Below are 19,035 nucleotides of genomic sequence, written 5' to 3'. Positions count from 1 at the left end.
TTATGGTTATGCTTGTAAGCTATTTAAAACGGTATCAATGTGAGCGATACACTTGTCTTTGCCCAAGAGCTCAATCATTTTCCCAATTTCTGGTCCGTGGCTTTGACCACTGGTTGCTACTCGGATAGGCATGAAGAGGTTCTTACCTTTAACGCCCGTTTCTTTTTGAACGGCTTTGATACTAGCAAGGATGTCAGCTTCCACAAAGTTGTCTAGGTTAGCTAGTTGGTTTTTGAAGGCTATTAAAACGACTGGTACCGTTTCTGCTTCTAGAGCACTCTCCGCTCCAGCTTCAATCTCGAAGTCCTGTCTAAAGAATAGAGAAGACAGTTCGACAATCTCAGCTGCGTAACTCATTTGGTCATGATAAAGGGCAATGACACGGGTAATCCAGTTCAATTCTTCTGGACGTAGGTCCTCTTGGATAACCTGTGCTTTTTGCAACTGCTCAATGGCTAGTGGAGCAATCACTTCAAGTGGTGTATTTTTGACATAAGTGTTATTAATCCATTCAAGTTTCTTCTTGTCGAAGGCAGCTGGTGACTTACCTAGGCGGTTTTCATCAAAAATCTCAATCAAGGTTTGGCGGTCGAAGATTTCGTCTTCCCCTTTTGGTGACCAACCTAGCAAGGCAATAAAGTTAAAGAGTGCCTCTGGTAGATAGCCTAACTCCTTGTATTGCTCGATAAATTGTAGGATTGAACCATCACGTTTGGACAATTTTTTACCAGTTTCGCTGTTGACGATAAGGGTCATGTGTCCAAAAATTGGTGTTTGCCAACCGAACGCTTCATAAATCATCAATTGTTTTGGTGTATTGGCAATATGGTCATCGCCACGCAGAACATGCGTGATTTCCATAAAGTGGTCATCAACTGCTACAGCAAAGTTGTAGGTCGGCATGCCATCACGTTTTTTAATGACAAAGTCGCCCCCAACACTAGCCGCTTCAAAACTGATGTGGCCTTTCACCATGTCGTCAAAAGCATAGGTTTGCCCAATCGAAACACGGAAACGAATAACTGGTACTAGACCTTGTGCTTCAAATGCCTCTTGCTCTTCCTTGGTTAGATGAGCGTGCTTACCGCCATAATGAGGCATCTCTCCTCTGGCACGTTGTTCTTCACATTCAGCTTCCAACTCTTCTTCGGTCATGTAGCATTTATAAGCCTTATCTTCTGCCAATAGTTGGTCAATCAGAGGGTTGTAAATGGCTTCTCTTTCCGATTGGCGGTAAGGACCATATTGTCCTGGCTTATCTGGTGCTTCGTCCCAGTCAATACCTAACCAATTGAGGTTGGCTAATTGGCTAGCTTCGCCGTGATCCAGATTCCGTTTGCGGTCAGTATCTTCAATTCGGATAATAAATTCTCCATTATAATGTCTTGCAAATAAATAGTTAAACAATGCTGTACGAGCATTCCCAATGTGTAATTCTCCTGTTGGACTTGGTGCATAACGTACACGAACCGTGTCTGTCATCAATGTCTACTTCCTTCCTCTATCAAATATTTCCGTTCTTTATTCTAAAACTTTTCTGCTTAAAATACTAGTTATTAATTTTCTTTTGGGCATGTAGTGGCTTAGCAAAAATCATTCTGCCAGCAGCGGTTTGTAAGGCACTGGTCACAACGACTTCGATGGATTTGTTCATATAGTATTGGCCATCTTCTACAACAATCATGGTGCCATCATCCAGATAGGCTACACCTTGGTTGCGTTCAGTTCCTGCCTTAATAACAGTCGTTACCATGGTTTCACCCGGAATGACAACTGGTTTAACGGCATTGGCTAAGGCATTGATATTAAGGACTGGCACATTTTGAAACTCACTGACCTTGTTCAAATTGAAGTCGTTAGTCACAATCACTCCGTCAATTGCTTTGGCCAAACGAATAAGCTTACGGTCTACTTCGGTTACGTCTTCAAAGTCTCCATCATAGTTTTCCACCTGAATGCCCTCTTCTTTTTGCAAAGCATTCAAGATGTCTAACCCTCTACGACCACGAACCCGTTTAACACTATCAGAGGAGTCGGCAATATACTGCAATTCATTGAGCACGAAGGTCGGAATGACTAGAACCCCATCAATAAAACCAGTTTTGGCAACGTCATAAATCCGTCCATCAATGATAACACTGGTGTCTAGGATTTTGTATTTGCGATAGTTTTCGCCGGCTTTGCGTTCTAGGACTGGTGACTCTTCCGTTTTTTTACGGCCGATACTAAACAGCTTGCGGAATTCATCCATCCGAGTGGTAGCAATGTAAAAACCTAAGTAGCCTAAGAGGATACTAATGGCTAAAGGCAGAAATTGGCTGATAGCTGGAATTTGTAAACCTGATAAGGGAATACCAATTAACCAGGAAGCCAACAGCCCCAGAATTGTTCCAAACAATCCTGAAAGAATATAACCAGCAGATAACTGGCTTAATGATTTCTCGATGCGGCGTAGAACAGCTAGGATCCAATTCATCATCATTGCTGATAATAAAAGAAAAATAAGTGCACCAATAATAACATTAACAAAATAATTATTAATGAATTGGTCCTGCCATCCGACTAGTTTCCATAAAGAAGGCAAGTATGCCCCTCCAAGACTACCACCGAGAATTAAAAAAAGAATAGAAATAATACGTTTTGTCATTTTTTAATCTCTCCTTTGATAACGATTTTTTGTGTGATTATACCATTAAGTTGTCTGGGCCTAATCAACAACTTTTTCACTTAACCATATCTTGACCAGTCCCAGACTTAAGGGTTAACAAGCTTATATGCCACTTTTTTTAATGGCTTCTTTGATGGTGGCAACACCAATAACTTCAATGCCTGTTGGTAATTCCCAACCACCTAGATTATTTTTTGGAACGAAAATGCGTTTAAAGCCTAATTTTTCGGCTTCTTTAACCCGATCGGTGATGCGGTTAACACGGCGAATCTCACCGGTCAAGCCAATCTCTCCGATGAAGCAGTCATATTCATCAGTCCCTCTTTCCTTATAGCTGGAAACGATACTCATGGCTACCGCCAGGTCAATGGCAGGCTCGTCTAGTTTGAGGCCACCCGTTGATTTGAAATAGGCGTCTTGGTTTTGTAGCAAGAGACCTGCTCGTTTTTCTAGAACTGCCATCAAGAGGGCTACTCGATTATAGTCCAAGCCACTAGTGGTTCTTCTGGCATTGCCGAAAACGGTCGGGGTAATCAGGCACTGGACTTCTGCCAAGATGGGTCTTGTTCCTTCCATAGATGCTACTACTGCCGAACCGGTTGCGCCTACCAGTCGCTCTTCTAGGAAAACTTCTGACGGATTGAGGACTTCTTTGAGCCCATCCTGGGTCATCTCGAACACGCCAATCTCATTGGTTGATCCAAAGCGGTTTTTGACCGAGCGTAAGATTCGAAAACTATGGTGCTTTTCCCCTTCAAAGTACAAAACGGTATCCACCATATGCTCTAGCATACGCGGCCCTGCAATGGCACCTTCTTTGGTCACATGGCCCACGATGAAAATGGCAATATTATTGAGTTTAGCTAATCTCATCAAACTAGCTGTGGCTTCACGAACCTGCGAGACACTGCCAGCAATACCTGTGGCATCGGGATGATTCATGGTTTGAATGGAATCAATAATAACAAAAGACGGTTTGAGAAACTCAATTTGGTTTACAATTTCCTGCAAATCTGTTTCCGCATAAATGTAAAAGCCTTCTGATTTCATGCCTAAACGCTCGGCTCTCAGCTTAATTTGTCCAGCACTTTCTTCTCCTGATACGTATAATACTGAGCCACCTTGTAGTTGTAGTTGGCTGGAGACTTGTAGGAGCAGGGTTGATTTTCCGATGCCGGGATCGCCACCAATTAGGACTAAGGAACCCGGTACGACACCACCACCTAATACTCGGTTCAGCTCTTGGAGTTGCGTGGTCACACGTGGCACTTTTTGTGAGGTTACTTGGTCCAAGCGAAGCGGTTTTGACACATGGGCTTGCTCTGCTACCGAAGTAATCGAGGTTTTCTTATTGGAAGACACGGATGTTTCGTGAAACTCTACCAGACTATTCCACTCCGAACAGTTGGGGCACTTGCCCATCCATTTTGGTGAGACATAGCCACAATGATTACAGACAAAACTGGAACTTTTTTTCTTAGCCATCACTGGCCACCTTTCTCTTGAAGTTTGGATCTGACCTTAGTCATGTAAGGAAGACACACCTGATGAGCCGAAGCCACCTGTTCTTTCTTGAATTTCTGTGTCACTTTCCTCACCATCTGCTTTTAAAAATGGTAGGAAGATCCCTTGACCAATCCGGTCTCCTTTTTTAATCAGCTTATCTTCTAGCCCGAAGTTCAGTAGCTGGAAGAAAATTTCCCCTTCGTTACTAGGATTGTTGTAATAATCACTATCTACTACCCCAACACCATTTGGCAGGATGAGGAAATGTTTGAGTGGGTTGCTAGAGCGGTTGGTTAGTTGCAGGTACTCGTCCTCGCCCATGTAGGACTTAATGCCAGTTGGGACTAAGATTGGGACTAAGACTTTCTTTTCCTCGTCTAGTTGGCCTTCAACTTCTGCTTTATCTGTTTTGTAAATCCATTGCTTTAGGGATACTGCTGTATGTTTGTAAAGCATCTTCCAAAAGCTTGGCAAAACAATATCTTGAGCTGCTTCAAAATCATAGCCAGCTGCGTGTTTGGTAGAGCGTTTTGGGAGATGAATGTTTTTGTCTTGATATCGACTTACTATTTCAAAGCCACGTTTCCTTTTCATACGGGTCCTCATTTCCTAAAAAATTAATCTAATAACTCATTGTTTATCATACCAAAATTACCGCCTTAAGTCATAAGTTTTGACCATTTCTTATCATTATCTTAGCCCTTTTTTGCTAGTCCAATATTACTTAAAGGATTTTGTGCACCTTGCCCAATTGGAACCGCTATTTTTCAGACAAGTTGCCCTAGTTCTTTGAAACGGTTTCATTTATACTAGGCTTATCTTAAATTTGAAGGGAGACCATGCAACATGGTACAAATGGAATTAAATCACATTTATAAAAAATATGACAATGCGGATTTCTACTCCGTAACTGACTTTAACTTACACATTCAAGATCGCGAATTCATCGTTTTCGTTGGGCCTTCTGGTTGTGGGAAGTCAACAACTCTTCGTATGATCGCTGGTTTGGAAGATATTTCTGAGGGCGAATTGAAGATTGGCGAAACTGTTATGAACGACGTGGCGCCTAAAGATCGTGATATTGCTATGGTATTCCAAAACTACGCATTATACCCTCATATGACAGTTTACCAAAACATGGCTTTTGGGTTGAAACTTCGTAAATATGACAAGGCTGATATTGATGCTCGTGTGAAAAATGCAGCAGAAATTCTTGGTTTAACAGAATATCTAGAACGTAAACCAGCTGCCCTTTCTGGTGGACAACGCCAACGTGTGGCTTTGGGACGTGCTATCGTTCGTGACGCTAAAGTCTTCTTGATGGATGAACCTCTATCAAACTTGGACGCAAAACTACGTGTGGCAATGCGTGCTGAAATCGCTAAATTGCACCGCCGTCTAGAAACAACTACCATTTACGTAACCCATGACCAAACAGAAGCGATGACCATGGCTGACCGTATCGTTATCATGAAAGACGGGTTTATTCAACAAATTGGTAGCCCTCAAGAAGTATACAACACACCAAACAATGTGTTCGTTGCTGGATTTATCGGCTCACCTGCTATGAACTTCTTCAGAGTAACTCTTAACAACGGTGTTATTTCAAATGGCCTTGGCTTAACCTTGGAATTGCCAGAAGCTAAGAAAAAACTCTTAAAAGAAAAAGGCTATGAAGGCAAATCACTAGTCTTCGGAATTCGTCCTGAAGACATCGAAAGTGCTCAAATCGCTATTGAAACCTATCCAAAATCATCTGTTACCGCTGAAGTTGTGGTTTCTGAGTTACTTGGAGCTGAAACAATGTTGTATAGCCGTATTGACGACACTGAATTCGTGTCTAAAGTTGATGCACGTGACTTCCACAAACCGGGTGAAACAATCGAATTAGCCTTTGACCTTAACAAGTCTCACTTCTTTGATACAGAAACTGAATTGGTGATTCGTTAAGACTTACCAATAGTTATCAAGCGTCCTCTACCTCCATATTCTACTGCGAATGTGGAGGTTTTTTTCTGCCATTTTTGGAAAAGGAGTTTGCTTCTAAATCACAAACGAGTTTTGCGAAAATCTTATTAGAAATGAGAACGGTGGCTTTCTTATAAACAAGGTGAGCCTTGGTCTCACTGGCTTAGCTGTCTACATGGCTGTAAGGGCTGGGCAAAAAGTCCGTAATAAATAAAAGCATTCTAAAGCATAAAAGAGGTCCCCAGAAATCTATCCGAAATGAGAACGGTGGCACCGCCGAAAGCCTTGGTCTTTCGGCTTAGCTGTCTACGTGGATGTAATCGGCTGAAGCCGAAACATCCACTGTGCGTCAGCTATGCTATACACCGTTCTGTACGGATAGATTTCTGGGAACCTCTTTTATTTGGTTACCATTTGGACTTTTTGCCCAGCCCCAACAGTCTCTGTGTGTCAGCTATGCTTAACCGTTATTTCTGATATTTGTCTCGAGAAGTCTTTTGTTTTATTGTAATACGGACAACTTCTCTCAACCAAACATTTTTTCAACACTACTTCATAGCCTATCTACTCTTCTAATCTACCAAAAGCTCGGCAATCTTTTCAAAAGTATTGCCATTTCGTATGGTGATTTGTTTATAAAAATCTTGTTTGAGCAACTTTTTGTGATAGCTTGTCTTGAGGAATTCTGTTTCATCATATTTCCCCCAATAAATGGCAATGTCCCCAACATGAACGATCTCATTATAAAAATCCATCTTCGCTAAGAAATCTAAAACGTTTACTTTTTCAAGTTGCTGTGAGAAAAATAAAACATCCTTTCGCGCTAAATCTTCTTGCCACCAATCTGGTAGCTTTTCTCTGTCTTGCAAATAGTCTTCTTTGCTAATTAATGCAAATAAAATTGGAAAATCATAATTTTCTTCCAATATGTCCACGATTTTTTCGCAACAAAGCTCATAAGTATCCTGGCTGGTAAAGAAGATGTTTCCACTATTTATATAGGATGACAGGTCCAAAAAGCCCGCCTTCGCCATTAGTTCTTTTAATTCCGTCATAGAAACCTTGTTTTTTCCACCTACATTTACACCGCGCAATAATAAGATGTATTTCATGTGACCACCTCTCAAAAGGATATTTTGATGATTCATTTTTATAATCTCTTACTTGTGCTCACATTATACCAATTAAGTCACTGCTTAGCTTCTAGATTTTTTATTAACACTTCTTCATTCTCTATTATCCATTTTTTCAAGTCATAAAAGACCGAAAGCAGAGACAGACCTAAGTTAGAGAGTGAATACTCAACCGGATACCCAGTCGATGGGATGCCTTTTTTTGTTTAGTATCCCCATTTTGACTAAGGATTTCAAATTTTCTGCTAATACTTTTCTCGAAATACCTTCAATAGTTCGCTCCAATTCCGCAAATGTAGACTCATTCCTGCAACCAATAAAAAATTGATTATCTTTAATAAAAAAGAGCATTCAACTGATTTGCATTGTGAAGCTGGCAGTGGCTACGCTGCCAATGACCAAATTCTTGAATGGTTGACTTAGTTGGCTATTTTATGTAAAAATTTTGGTATCGTCTATAGACTACCACTTAGTTAGAAAATTTCCCTTCAAAACCAATGAAGCTGGGCAAAAAGTCCGTAGATAGCACTACAAAAGAGTTCCCGAGCAAAGAAGCAGAAATAACGGTGAATGAGCATAGCTGACGCACAGTGACTGTTTCGGCTTTAGCCGATTTACAGTCACGTAGACAGCTAAGTCGTGAGACCAAGGCTCACGGCGGTGCCACCGTTCTGATTTCTGCTTCTTTGCTCGGGAACTCTTTTGTGATTTAGAAATAGACTTTATTCTTTAAGGACTTTTTGCCCAGCTCCGTCACCAAACCATCTACCGTATCCCAGCACCATAAAAAGCATTTGCCAAGTTAGCAAACTCTTCTATAGTCAATGTTTCCGCTCTTCGTGATGGATCGATTTGTACTTGAGCTAGGAGTTTTTCTAGATCTGCTTTGGTGACTGACTCATTGACATAGGCTTTACTGAGGTTATTCCATAAAGTTTTTCTTCTTTGAGTGAAGCTGTGACGTACCAGTGCAAAGAAAAAATCTTGATCGTCCACTGCTACAACTGGCTTCTCACGTTTGGTCAAAATTAGGATAGCCGAGTCGATATTTGGTGGCGGATTAAAGACTGTTCTAGGCACAATAAAGCCAATACGAGCCTGACACCAGTACTGGATGGCCACGGTTAGAGAGCCGTACGCCTTGGTCCCCGGTTGGGCGGTCATACGTTGAGCCACTTCTTTTTGCATCATCATGGCAAACCCATCGATAGGAAGGCCCGACTCCAGCAAATTCATGATAATAGGTGTTGTGATATAGTATGGCAAATTCGCCACCACTAATAAAGGCTCACTCAAATCAAACTCTTGCGACAAGGTTTCTGCCAGATTGACCTCTAAAATGTCCGCATGAATCACGTTGACATTGTCATAAGGAGCCAAAGTTTCATCCAAAACAGGCAATAGTCGTTGGTCAATCTCAAAGGCCACGACTTTTTTTGCTGCTCGCGCCAAACGTTCCGTCAAAGCCCCAATACCAGGGCCAATCTCAATCACATTGGTTTCCTTAGAAACGCCAGCTTCATCTAACATACGGGTTAATATGTTGCTGTCGACCAAAAAGTTCTGCCCCAAACTTTTTTTCACTTCCAACCCATGTCGTGCCATAATTTCTTTAGTTCGACTTGGCGTAGCAATATCTTTTTCTTCAAAAGCCATTTAGCCTTCTCCTCTTCTTGGTGATATCTGTTTAACTCGGTCAACTGCCGCTCGCAGCTCTTCTTCGGAAATGGCAAATAAATGTAGTCGATTGAGCAACTGCTTGCCATTAGTATAACCAATCGCTAAATATTCGGTTACTTCTTGCCGTAATGTAGCAGAGCCCGCCCCACCAGTTAAGCCTAAGTCCATCAGTAAACTTCGACTTATTTGTGAGCTCTCAATAGATGGCTCTTCTAGGCTTTGGTGCGCCATTTCCAGAGCTTGCCTTAGGGTTTCTGGACTAGCGTGTTCTACGCCTAGACTTGACCCTTTGCGCTTGCCAACTGCATTCTTCTTGGTGATAAAGGCATGCTTGACACCGGGGACTGCCTGTTGGATAGTGGTACGAATCTTTTCACCCGGAAAATCTGGGTCGGTCAAGACAATGACTCCACGTAAGGCATGGGCTTTAGCAATTAGCGCAAGGGTCTCTTGATTAATCTCGGAGCCATTGGTTTCAATGGTATCCACCTCTCCAAAAACCTCTCGCAAACGGCGGGTATCATCCCTGCCTTCTACCACAATAACTTCCTTTAGTGCCTTCATGATGTCTCCAATCTGAATAATCTAGCGGCATTGTCCCAAGTTTCTTGTGCCACCAGCTCTGGACTTGTTTGACGAACTTGAGCAATGGTTTCAACTACATAACGGGTGTATCCTGGTTCGTTGCGTTTGCCACGATAAGGAACTGGCGCTAGATATGGTGCGTCCGTTTCTACTAAGTAACGGTCTTTAGGAACTTCTTTAGCAGCTTGGCGAACTTGCTCAGACTTTTTAAAAGTCGTCACACCACTAAAAGAAATATGCATGCCCAAGTCTAAGAAACGCTTCATATATTCCACGTCACCGCCATAACTGTGCATAATACCGCCAATATCGTATATTTTTTCATCCTTTAAAATCCGGTACACATCCTCTGTCGCATCACGGTTGTGTATGGAAATCGGCAACTTCATCTCTCTAGCAATAGCAATTTGCCGGCGAAAAACACGTTCTTGTTCTTGCGGAGTCGCGGTATCCCAATAGTAGTCCAACCCCATTTCCCCCATGGCTACGACTTTTGGCAGCGTTAAATCCTTGATGAGCTGGTCTTCAATTGCCTTAGTATAGTTAGCAGCTTCCGTGGGGTGCCAACCGATGATGGCATAAATTTCCGGGTAATCTTGGCTCAGTTGCAGAGCTTTTTCAATCGTTTTTTGGTCAAAGCCCACTACGGCAAAGTCACTAACTTCCAACTGGTGAGCCCGCTGAATGACTTGATCTAAATCCTGAGAGAATTGCTCCACGTTTAAATGGGTATGGGTATCAAATATTTTCATGCTAAAAAGACCTTTCTTGGTTAACTGTGTCTCTTACTTTTTAAAATTAGCCACCATACGACAAATGGTCAAAAGAAGCAGACCAGTCTTGAGCTGAGCTACTTCTTTTTTAATTCTTCTATACTAAACTACTAGTTTTAGGCTACTAATTTTAGGCCACAATCATTAGGCCACTACTGACCCATTCTCTGCTTCTTGTGGTGCTAAAATAACTTGTAGTTTGCCATCTTTTTCAGCTGACAGAATCATTCCTTGGCTGATTTGACCACGCATTTTTCTTGGTTTGAGGTTGGCTACGATAACCACCTTTTTACCCACGAAAAATTCTGGATCCGGATACCATTCGGCAATACCGGATAAGATTTGACGATGATCTTGGTCACCAGCATCTAAGCGGAACTGCAACAATTTATCGGCTCCTTCAACCTTACCACAGGAGATGACCTGAGCAACTTTCAACTCTACTTTATCAAAGTCATCATATTTAATCTCTTTGTCCTTTTCAGAAACCAAAACAGTTTCTTCAGGATTCCATTGTTTTTCTTCCACAGGCACTTCCTCCTCTGCTACCTTGGCCGTCCCCTTCATTTGCTCTTGAATATAGGCTGCCTCAACTTCCAAATCTAGACGAGGAAAAATTGGTTGCCCCTTTTCAACAACCTTTGTACCACTTGGAATAATGCCAAAATGGTGGGCTGATGGGAAATCAACTAGCTTGTCGTCTTGAATATTGAGCTGTTGGAAAATAGCTTTTGGTGTTTCAGTCAAGAACGGTTGAAGCATAACCGCAATGATGCGTAAACTTTCCACCAAATAATTCATAGTACGGGCTAACTCTTCTTGACGATTCTCATCCTTAACTGCTGCCCAAGGAGTTGTTTCATCAATATATTTATTGGTACGAGAAATCAATTTCCAGATGCTGGTTAAGGCTAGTGAAAATTGCATATTGTCCATAGCCTCTTCCACTTCCGCAATCATCTCTGTCGCAGTCGCCACTAGTTCATGGTCTGCTTGACTAACTGGCGGCGTGTATGCAGGGATTTGCCCTGCGAAATATTTATTAATCATGGCAACCGTACGATTGAGGAGGTTGCCTAGGTCATTTGCCAAATCGAAGTTAATTCTTTCAACAAAAGACTCCGGTGTGAAGGTGCCATCTGCTCCGAAAGGCACTTCTCTTAGGAGGTAGTAACGAACGGCATCTACGCCATAGCGGTCGATGAGAACATCTGGGTAAACCACATTTCCCTTGGACTTGGACATCTTGCCATCTTTCATCAAAAGCCAACCGTGAGCGTAAACTTTTTTAGGTAATGGAAGCCCTAGCGCCATCAACATAACCGGCCAGTAAATGGTATGGAAACGAACAATCTCCTTACCAATCACATGAACGTCTGCCGGCCAATATTTTTGGTAAAGATGGTCATCATCCGTCCCGTAACCCAGTGCCGTAATATAATTGGAAAGGGCATCAATCCAAACATAAACCACATGTTTAGGGTCATTTGACACAGGGATACCCCAAGTAAATGAGGTTCTTGATACAGCCAAATCTTCTAAGCCTGGCTTGATAAAGTTATTAATCATCTCGTTTTTGCGAGACTCCGGTTGGATAAAGCTTGGGTTTTCTTCATAGTATTCAAGCAAGCGATCAGCGTATTTGCTCATACGGAAAAAGTAGGATTCTTCCTTAACCAGTTCCACCTCGTGACCACTTGGTGCCACCCCACCAATCATTTTGCCGTTTTCATCACGGTAGACCTCACTCAATTGTGATTCAGTGAAATACTCTTCGTCAGAAACCGAATACCAGCCCTCATACTCACCAAGATAGATGTCTCCTTGCTCTTCTAGTTGTTGGAAGATTTTTTGGACTGCTGTCTTGTGGCGGTCTTCAGTCGTACGGATAAAGTCATCATAGGAAATATCCAAACGTTTCCATAGTGCTTGGATGTTATTGATGATACCGTCCAAAAACTCTATCTCGCTCACTCCAGCTTTTTCTGCCGCTTGTTGAATTTTTTGCCCATGTTCATCGGTTCCGGTTAAAAAATAGGTATCAAAGCCTTGTAATCTCTTGTAGCGAACCATGGCATCACTGGCCACATTTGTGTAGGCATGCCCAATATGCAAATTGCCACTAGGATAGTAAATCGGTGTTGTTAAATAAAATGTCTTCTGTTCAGTCACGAATGAGTGCCTCCTTAGATTTTCCTTAGTATGACTAAGTTTACTTTATGAGCTAGATAAGGTTCTAGCCTAAGTTTTGCTTCTGTAATAGTATATCACATTGGTGGGGCTTTTGATTGGAAAAGATGATAAAAATACTGCGAAACCACTTGGATTCCGCAGTATATTGAGTTCATTATGATTCGTAAAGCTATACCTTCTGAATTGCTAAAGTACTTTTTATATTCCGAATGGGAGCTGGGCAAAAAGTCTGTAATAAAATAAAAAATTTTCTAAATCATAAAAAAGTTCCCCAGAAATTTATCCGAAATAGGAACGGTGGCACCGCCGAAAGCCTTGGTCTCACCGGCTTAGCTGTCTACGTGGCTGTAAATCGGCTGAAGCCGAAACATCCACTGTGCGTCAGCTATGCTTTACACCGTTCTATAAGGATAAATTTCTGGGGAACTCTTTTATTTGGTTACCATTTGGACTTTTTGCCCAGCCCCTATATTACGCAATTTTTATATCCTAACTTCATTTTACAGTATTTAATTCATTTGTTTCTTGAAGTTAATCACTTTGTTCAGTTGCTGCATAACGGGAATCCCTACTAGCATGACTACAATTTCGCCGGTGAAGGTTTGGGCGTAGCTGAGCCAAAATGGTAGTTCAAGTACGATTAAGAGTTCGATGGCAACTAAGAAAATCATAACTGAAAAAATAATGGCTAAGGCAATCATCTTTTGAGTATCTGTTTTTAGATAGCGGAAGACTACGAATCCGATTAATAGAGAAGAAACGGTATGTCCTAACCCAAAAACTAAGTCGTACCAACCAAGTCCTGATGTCGACATGAAGATGGTATTGGCTAAGATAACCCCACCCACGATACCATAAAAATATTTTTTGTCAAAAACAATTAAGTGATTTAACATTTCAGCAATACGGAATTGGATGCTCCCGAATGACATAAATGCAAAAACTGTCGTGATGACAACATAAAGTGCGGCAATAATCGCATTAACGATTAGTACCTTTGTTTGATTTGCTTTCATAATTTCCTCCTAGTTTTTTGACTGCGTGGGATGGTAGACGAACCACGCGTTGCTTTGCAACTGCATTAGTATATCATGATGAGGTTGGCTAGACAAGGTAGCTTATGGTACGAACAACTGGATCTTGAATAATAGAAATGAAAATTGTTTTTCAAATTTCGACCAAAAGAGCCACCTCTAACTGCTCTTACTCAGTTAAAGGTGACTCTGTTTGATTTAGTTTAGTTCATTTGTCTATTTCTTTTGTGCTTTTTTTAAAGAGATTCCACCAAGTGATACGAAAGCTAATGCTACTAATGTGTATAGAAGCGTTGATTCCGTTCCAGTTTTCGGAAGAATAGGTTTATTAGTTGTCGGTGTTGGTTTGACACCTGGTTTAACTGGGGGTACTGGTTTGCTAGGAATATTATTATCATCTGGTTTCGGCTTAATTTCTTGCCAAGTATTGGTGATTGTCATTCCAGATATAGTTTTTACATATCCAGTTGGCACTTTTACTTCATCCACAGTATAGTCATATGCCTTACCTGCAGCATCTGTCACATCTAAATCTGTCCATGTGTGACTTAGAGTACCATTTTCAAGTGTTACTGGGTCTCCTAATGCTTCTCCATTTCTGAAGAGTTGAACTTGGATTTCTGGTTTATTGTCCGGACCATTTACCCACACTTTTGTCATGCTAACGGACGTTTTCGGTGACACGTACTTGTTAGTAATGGTTGTTCCTTCTACTGTCTTGGTGTAGTTTTCCGGCACTTTTACTTCATCCACGGTATAGTCATATACCTCACCTGCAGCATCTGTTGCATCTAAGTCTTTCCATGTATGACTTGTAGTACCGTTGGCTAGTGTTACTGGGTCTCCAAAGGCTTCTCCATTTCTGAAGAGTTGGACTTGAATTTCTGGTTTTTCTTCTGGTCCATCTACCCATACCTTTGTCATGGTCACTTCGGTTTTTGGGGATTCATACTTGTTGGTGAATGTCACTGTTGTCGCAGTTAAGTCTTTAGCTTCACTTTGGTAGTTAAGCAGAGGTAACTCTTGAACGGTATAGGTATAAACTTTGCCTTCAATAGAAGTTGCTGGCAAGCTATTCCATGATAGAGTTGTGTTGCCTGCAGTTAAAATTAGTGGGTCTCCAAAAACTTTTCCATCTTGTAGAAGTTGGAATTTGGCTTCTGGACGGTTAGTTGCATCACCGCCTACCCATTCTTTCGTTACCGTGAAGCTAACAACGCCTGGTGTATAGGTGTTGGTGATAGTATTGCCTTCTAGCGTCTTCACATAGTTGGCTGGTGTTGCCACTTCATCAACAGTATATTCATAGGTTTTTCCATCCGCGTCCGTTACGTCTAAATCGGTCCACGTATGATTTGTTGTACCATTTGGTAGGCTTACAGGGGCACCTAAGGCTACTCCATTTCTAAAGAGTTGGACTTGGATCTCTGGTTTTTCAGCTGGGCCATTCACCCATACCTTCTTAACAGTCACTTCTGTTTTCGGCGACACATATTTGTTGGTAATAGTTGTTCCTTCTACTGTCTTGGTGTAGTTTTCTGGAACAGCTACTTCATCTACGGTGTAGACATAGACTTTCCCATTAGCATCTGTTACATCTAAATCGGTCCACGTATGGTTGGTGGTGCCGTTTGGTATTGTGACTGGATCACCCAAAGCTACGCCATCTCTAAGAAGCTGAACTTGAATTTCTGGTTTGTCTGCTGGGCCACCTACCCATGTTTTATCAACTGTAACTTCAGTTTTTGGTGATACATAGGTGTTGGTGATGGTATTTTTTTCTAAAGTTTTGGTGTAGTTTTCTGGAACAGCTACTTCATCTACGGTGTAGACATAAACTTTCCCATCAGCATCTGTTACATCTAAATCGGTCCACGTATGGTTGGTGGTGCCGTTTGGTAATGTGACTAGGTCACCCAAAGCTACGCCATCTCTAAAGAGTTGGACTTGAATCTCTGGTTTGTCTGCTGGGCCACCTACCCATGTTTTTGTCACTGTGACTTCAGTTTTCGCAGATACATAGGTGTTAGTGATAGTATCTCCTTGCACAGCCTTGGTGTAGTTTTCTGGCACAGCTACCTCATCAGCAGTATAAACATAAGTCTTACCGTCTGTGTCCGTCTCATCCAAATCAGTCCACGTATAAGTTGTGGTGCCATTTGCTAGACTTACTGGATTACCAAGAGCTACCCCATCTCTGAAGAGTTGAACTTGAATCTCAGGTTTGTCACTTGGTCCACCTACCCAAACTTTGTTGATGGTGTAGTCGGTTTTTGGTGACACATATTTGTTGGTAAAGGTTGCTGAGGTTGCTGTTACATCTTTGGCCTCACTTTGATAATTGGCAGTTGGTAACTCTTGTACAGAATAGGTGTAGGCCTTGCCATCGATAGAGGTTGCTGGCAAGCTATTCCATGAAAGTGTAGTATTTCCTGCAGCTAAAGTTAGTGGGTCGCCAAAGACTTTTCCGTCTTGTAAGAGTTGGAATTTAACATCTGGACGGTTTTTGCTATCTCCCCCTACCCATTTCTTCGTCACGGTAAAACTGACAACGCCCGGTACATAGATGTTTGTGATAGTATTTCCATCATTTCTTTTCACGTAATTACTTGGTGTTGCCACCTCATCGACGGTATAAACATAGGCTTTACCATCTTTGTCATTTTGATCTAAATCGGTCCAGGTATAACTTGTAGTTCCACTTGGCAAAGTTACTGGGTTACCAAAAGCTTGTCCATCCCTAAAGAGTTGAACTTGAATCTCTGGCTTCGTTGCTGGTCCGCCCACCCACATCTTGGTCACAGTCACTTCAGTTTTTGGACTAACGTATTTGTTGACAACGGTATTGCCATTGATAGTTTTTGTATAGTCACTTGGTACAGCCACTTCATCAACCGTGTAGACATAGTCTTTCCCGTTGGCATCCGTTTTATCTAGATTGGTCCAAGTATATTCAAGAGTGCCATTTGGTAGCGTTACTGGGGCACCTAAAGCGACGCCATCTCTGAAGAGTTGGAGCTGAATATCTGGTTTAGCTACCGGTCCACCCACCCAATTTTTCTTACCTGTATACTCTGTTTTTGGTGATACATAGGTATTGGTAATGGTGCGGTCTTTGACGACTTTAGTATAATTTTCAGGTACAGCTACTTCATCGACAGTGTAAACATATGGGACGCCATCAACATCTTGAGCGTCTAAATCTGTCCATGTGTAACTTGTTGTTCCGTTCGGCATGCTTACTGGGTTACCGAATGCTTGCCCGTTTCTAAAGAGTTGAACTTGGATTTCTGGTCTAGTTTCAGGCCCACCCGTCCAAACTTTTTCAACGGTGAAGTCTGTTTTTGGTGATACGAAGGTGTTTGTAATAATCGCTCCATATGAGTCTTTACCTTCTGTAACGGCATAATTATCGTAAGTCGTTCCTACTAGATTATTGCCATCCGCATCCACTTCGATCACACTGTAATCAATCTCAATTCCTTGAGCTGTATATTTTGGAAGATTATTGAAGGTATAGGTAGCGTTCGTTTTAGCTACTTCTTGACGTTGGTTTGCTACTGGCGTTGGATTAGCAGTAGAACCTTTTTCTTTGCTCATTAGTTGGAAGTAAACCGTTGGACGATCTTGCTCTTGTCCACCATTCCAAACTTTTTTAGTCTCATAAGACGTTTCAACCCGTTTGTTGAAGACATTAATTAAGGTCGGTTTTGCTGAGTCAACTGTCAAAACATGTTCTGTTCCGTCAAGGATGTACCATGATTTGGTCTCTACTTCTTTTAAAATATATTTTCCATTTGGTAAAGCTGGTGTAATAGCATAGCCTTGTGCGTCTGTTACGATAGTGTGCGTAATTGTTGGATCTGTTTGGCTTGTAACCGTGAATTTAACCCCTTCGATAGGAATTGATTTGTTTAAGTCATCCAGTTTTGTGACACGGATTTTACCTGCCAAATCACCTTGGCCAGTAGCGCCCTCTAATTGAACCGCATTCCTCGAAATACTATGGTAGTTTCTTGTAACTATGGTATTTCCAATTTTGGTGAAAGGAATTAAATCGATATTATTTTCAGAAATTCTTACTGTATTTCTTACTTCGGTATTATCACCTGTTGTCGTCGTGTGATAATCTAAAATATAGGATTTCGTTCCAACATTCGTTAAAGTTATCTTAAAGGACATACCATCTTGTGCAATCACTAACTTATCAGACAAATCAACCCTACCTAAGTCTTTATAGCTGGTTATGTTTGCTGAATCTGGACTATCAAACTTTACTTCCCGTAAGATGAACGAGTCAGGGATGTATTGCACTAAAGTCTTACTGGTGTCAATCTCATCAGAGATAACCACAGGTCCCGTCAAGTTTCTAGCCATTCTATTAATACGTAGGTTGTAAAACATATATGGTTTTGTAGGAAGACTACCACCATTTTTATAGAGGAGTTCATTTTCAACAATTTGGTCACTAGTAACAGCGTTTCTTAGAATCTTGAATTCAAAGTCCTCAATTTTAATCGTAGCTGTTTCGCCAACATTTACACTAGTCAAGTCGAGAGTAGCTTGAATGTTAAATAGCCCTTTAACATTTAAACGCCCTTCAACCGTTTTATTGAAGACAATTCTTAGTATTCCACCCTTGCCACTAGCGTCTGGAACTACTGTCATGGTTCCAAATGTTTCATTCGGATTGTCCGGGTTGACTACTGGTTTAGTGGTTGCTGTTAATTCAATCTCTGCTGGAATCTTGACTTCAAAAAAATCTCCTTCTTTTAAGGCGTCACCATATTTAGATGCGTCATAGTGTCCTAATAACCTAAAAAAGGAACCTGTCGTAGATGCTGTGATATCTTGGTCATTTGAAGCACTTTTAATGGCTAGACTAGTAATTAGGTCTGTATATTGAACGGGTTCGCCCGCTCGTAGAAGACTAGCTTTTTCAACCTTCTTTTCTTCCGTTGGACTAGACGCCGATGGAGCACTAGTCTCACTTGTAACGGTTGTTTCGGTCTCAACAACACGTGTCCTTGAATCAATTGAACTACTTGCTGCTTGCTCTGAAGCAGGGGTGACAGGAGGTGCTTGTGCCTGCTCCTCTGTTGTTATTGAACTTTCTTTCTCAGATACATTTTGATCGGTTACATTGAGAGAATTTTGAGTCGAACTATTGCTGCTTTCTGTTTGAATCTCACTGGTCAATTCTGTGTTAGAAGGCGTAACGACACTTGATGAATCGATAGAATCATTTGCAAATACGGAACTTGCTGGCAACATTGTATTAGTTGTCATCAAAGCAATTGTCAAAAGTACTCCTAATTTATTCCACCATTTCCTACCCATATTCTGATCCCCTTTCTTTTTGTTATAAAAATCTCCATAATACGTTTGTATTACGCATCAATATAGATGCTTATACCTATACTATATCAAATATGCCTTATTCTTAGAAATATTTCAGCCCAAACCCATATTTTTGTCACATGTCACACTTTATG

General features: G+C 41.4%; 13 protein-coding genes. 1 reads left to right on the top strand and 12 read right to left on the bottom strand.

The annotated features are described in order from the left end of the window. Nucleotides 1-6: 6 nt before the first annotated feature. The 4 genes from gltX to NPA36_RS06185 all read right to left on the bottom strand — a co-directional run bounded on the left by gltX (nucleotide 7) and on the right by NPA36_RS06185 (nucleotide 4,768). Complete coding sequence (gene gltX, locus NPA36_RS06200) at nucleotides 7-1,482, bottom strand: glutamate--tRNA ligase (protein ID WP_256945255.1); 1,476 nt, start codon at nucleotides 1,480-1,482, stop codon at nucleotides 7-9. A gap of 67 nt (nucleotides 1,483-1,549) precedes the next feature. Then, on the bottom strand, nucleotides 1,550-2,647 hold the full coding sequence (locus NPA36_RS06195; RefSeq protein WP_256945254.1) for a PIN/TRAM domain-containing protein: 1,098 nt from the start codon (nucleotides 2,645-2,647) through the stop codon (nucleotides 1,550-1,552). Between the two features lie 123 nt (nucleotides 2,648-2,770). Continuing rightward, nucleotides 2,771-4,153 (bottom strand): DNA repair protein RadA, encoded by a 1,383-nt coding sequence (radA, locus tag NPA36_RS06190; RefSeq protein ID WP_256945253.1) that lies wholly within the window; start codon nucleotides 4,151-4,153, stop codon nucleotides 2,771-2,773. A 36-nt stretch (nucleotides 4,154-4,189) separates the two neighbouring features. After that, complete coding sequence (locus tag NPA36_RS06185) at nucleotides 4,190-4,768, bottom strand: dCTP deaminase/dUTPase family protein (RefSeq protein ID WP_256945252.1); 579 nt, start codon at nucleotides 4,766-4,768, stop codon at nucleotides 4,190-4,192. Nucleotides 4,769-5,020: 252 nt separating this feature from the next. On the opposite strand from NPA36_RS06185, the gene NPA36_RS06180 reads away from it, so the two are divergent. Then, a complete protein-coding gene (locus NPA36_RS06180; protein ID WP_256945251.1) occupies nucleotides 5,021-6,124 on the top strand; it encodes an ABC transporter ATP-binding protein in 1,104 nt (367 codons plus the stop codon). Between the two features lie 590 nt (nucleotides 6,125-6,714). Here the strand turns inward: NPA36_RS06180 and NPA36_RS06175 are convergent. The 8 genes from NPA36_RS06175 to NPA36_RS06145 all read right to left on the bottom strand — a co-directional run bounded on the left by NPA36_RS06175 (nucleotide 6,715) and on the right by NPA36_RS06145 (nucleotide 18,880). Then, complete coding sequence (locus NPA36_RS06175) at nucleotides 6,715-7,254, bottom strand: DUF1697 domain-containing protein (protein WP_256945250.1); 540 nt, start codon at nucleotides 7,252-7,254, stop codon at nucleotides 6,715-6,717. Between the two features lie 189 nt (nucleotides 7,255-7,443). Further along, nucleotides 7,444-7,626, bottom strand: a complete 183-nt coding sequence (locus tag NPA36_RS10275; protein ID WP_407932791.1) for a winged helix-turn-helix transcriptional regulator — start codon at nucleotides 7,624-7,626, stop codon at nucleotides 7,444-7,446. Between the two features lie 414 nt (nucleotides 7,627-8,040). Further along, nucleotides 8,041-8,931 (bottom strand): 16S rRNA (adenine(1518)-N(6)/adenine(1519)-N(6))-dimethyltransferase RsmA, encoded by an 891-nt coding sequence (gene rsmA, locus NPA36_RS06170; RefSeq protein ID WP_256945249.1) that lies wholly within the window; start codon nucleotides 8,929-8,931, stop codon nucleotides 8,041-8,043. Beyond that, a complete protein-coding gene (gene rnmV, locus NPA36_RS06165; RefSeq protein WP_256945248.1) occupies nucleotides 8,932-9,519 on the bottom strand; it encodes a ribonuclease M5 in 588 nt (195 codons plus the stop codon). Then, nucleotides 9,516-10,292 carry a TatD family hydrolase gene (locus NPA36_RS06160; protein WP_256945247.1) on the bottom strand — a complete coding sequence of 259 codons (777 nt, stop codon included), beginning with the start codon at nucleotides 10,290-10,292 and terminating at the stop codon, nucleotides 9,516-9,518. The genes rnmV and NPA36_RS06160 overlap by 4 nt, the downstream gene beginning before the upstream one ends. Before the next feature lie 165 nt (nucleotides 10,293-10,457). Then, a complete protein-coding gene (gene metG / locus NPA36_RS06155) occupies nucleotides 10,458-12,485 on the bottom strand; it encodes a methionine--tRNA ligase (protein ID WP_256945246.1) in 2,028 nt (675 codons plus the stop codon). Nucleotides 12,486-13,015: 530 nt separating this feature from the next. Continuing rightward, nucleotides 13,016-13,522: a QueT transporter family protein gene (locus tag NPA36_RS06150; RefSeq protein ID WP_256945245.1), complete on the bottom strand. Its 507-nt coding sequence runs from the start codon at nucleotides 13,520-13,522 to the stop codon at nucleotides 13,016-13,018. Between the two features lie 234 nt (nucleotides 13,523-13,756). Then, the gene (locus NPA36_RS06145) at nucleotides 13,757-18,880 is read right to left on the bottom strand and encodes a Cna B-type domain-containing protein (RefSeq protein ID WP_256945244.1); all 5,124 of its coding nucleotides are present in this window, start codon (nucleotides 18,878-18,880) and stop codon (nucleotides 13,757-13,759) included. Between the last annotated feature and the right edge of the window lie 155 nt (nucleotides 18,881-19,035).

It is taken from the genome of Granulicatella seriolae (assembly GCF_024543085.1).
Lineage (GTDB): Bacteria > Bacillota > Bacilli > Lactobacillales > Aerococcaceae > Granulicatella > Granulicatella seriolae.
Note: the sequence above shows the minus strand (reverse complement) of the source record. Positions and strands in the feature narration are given on the sequence as shown.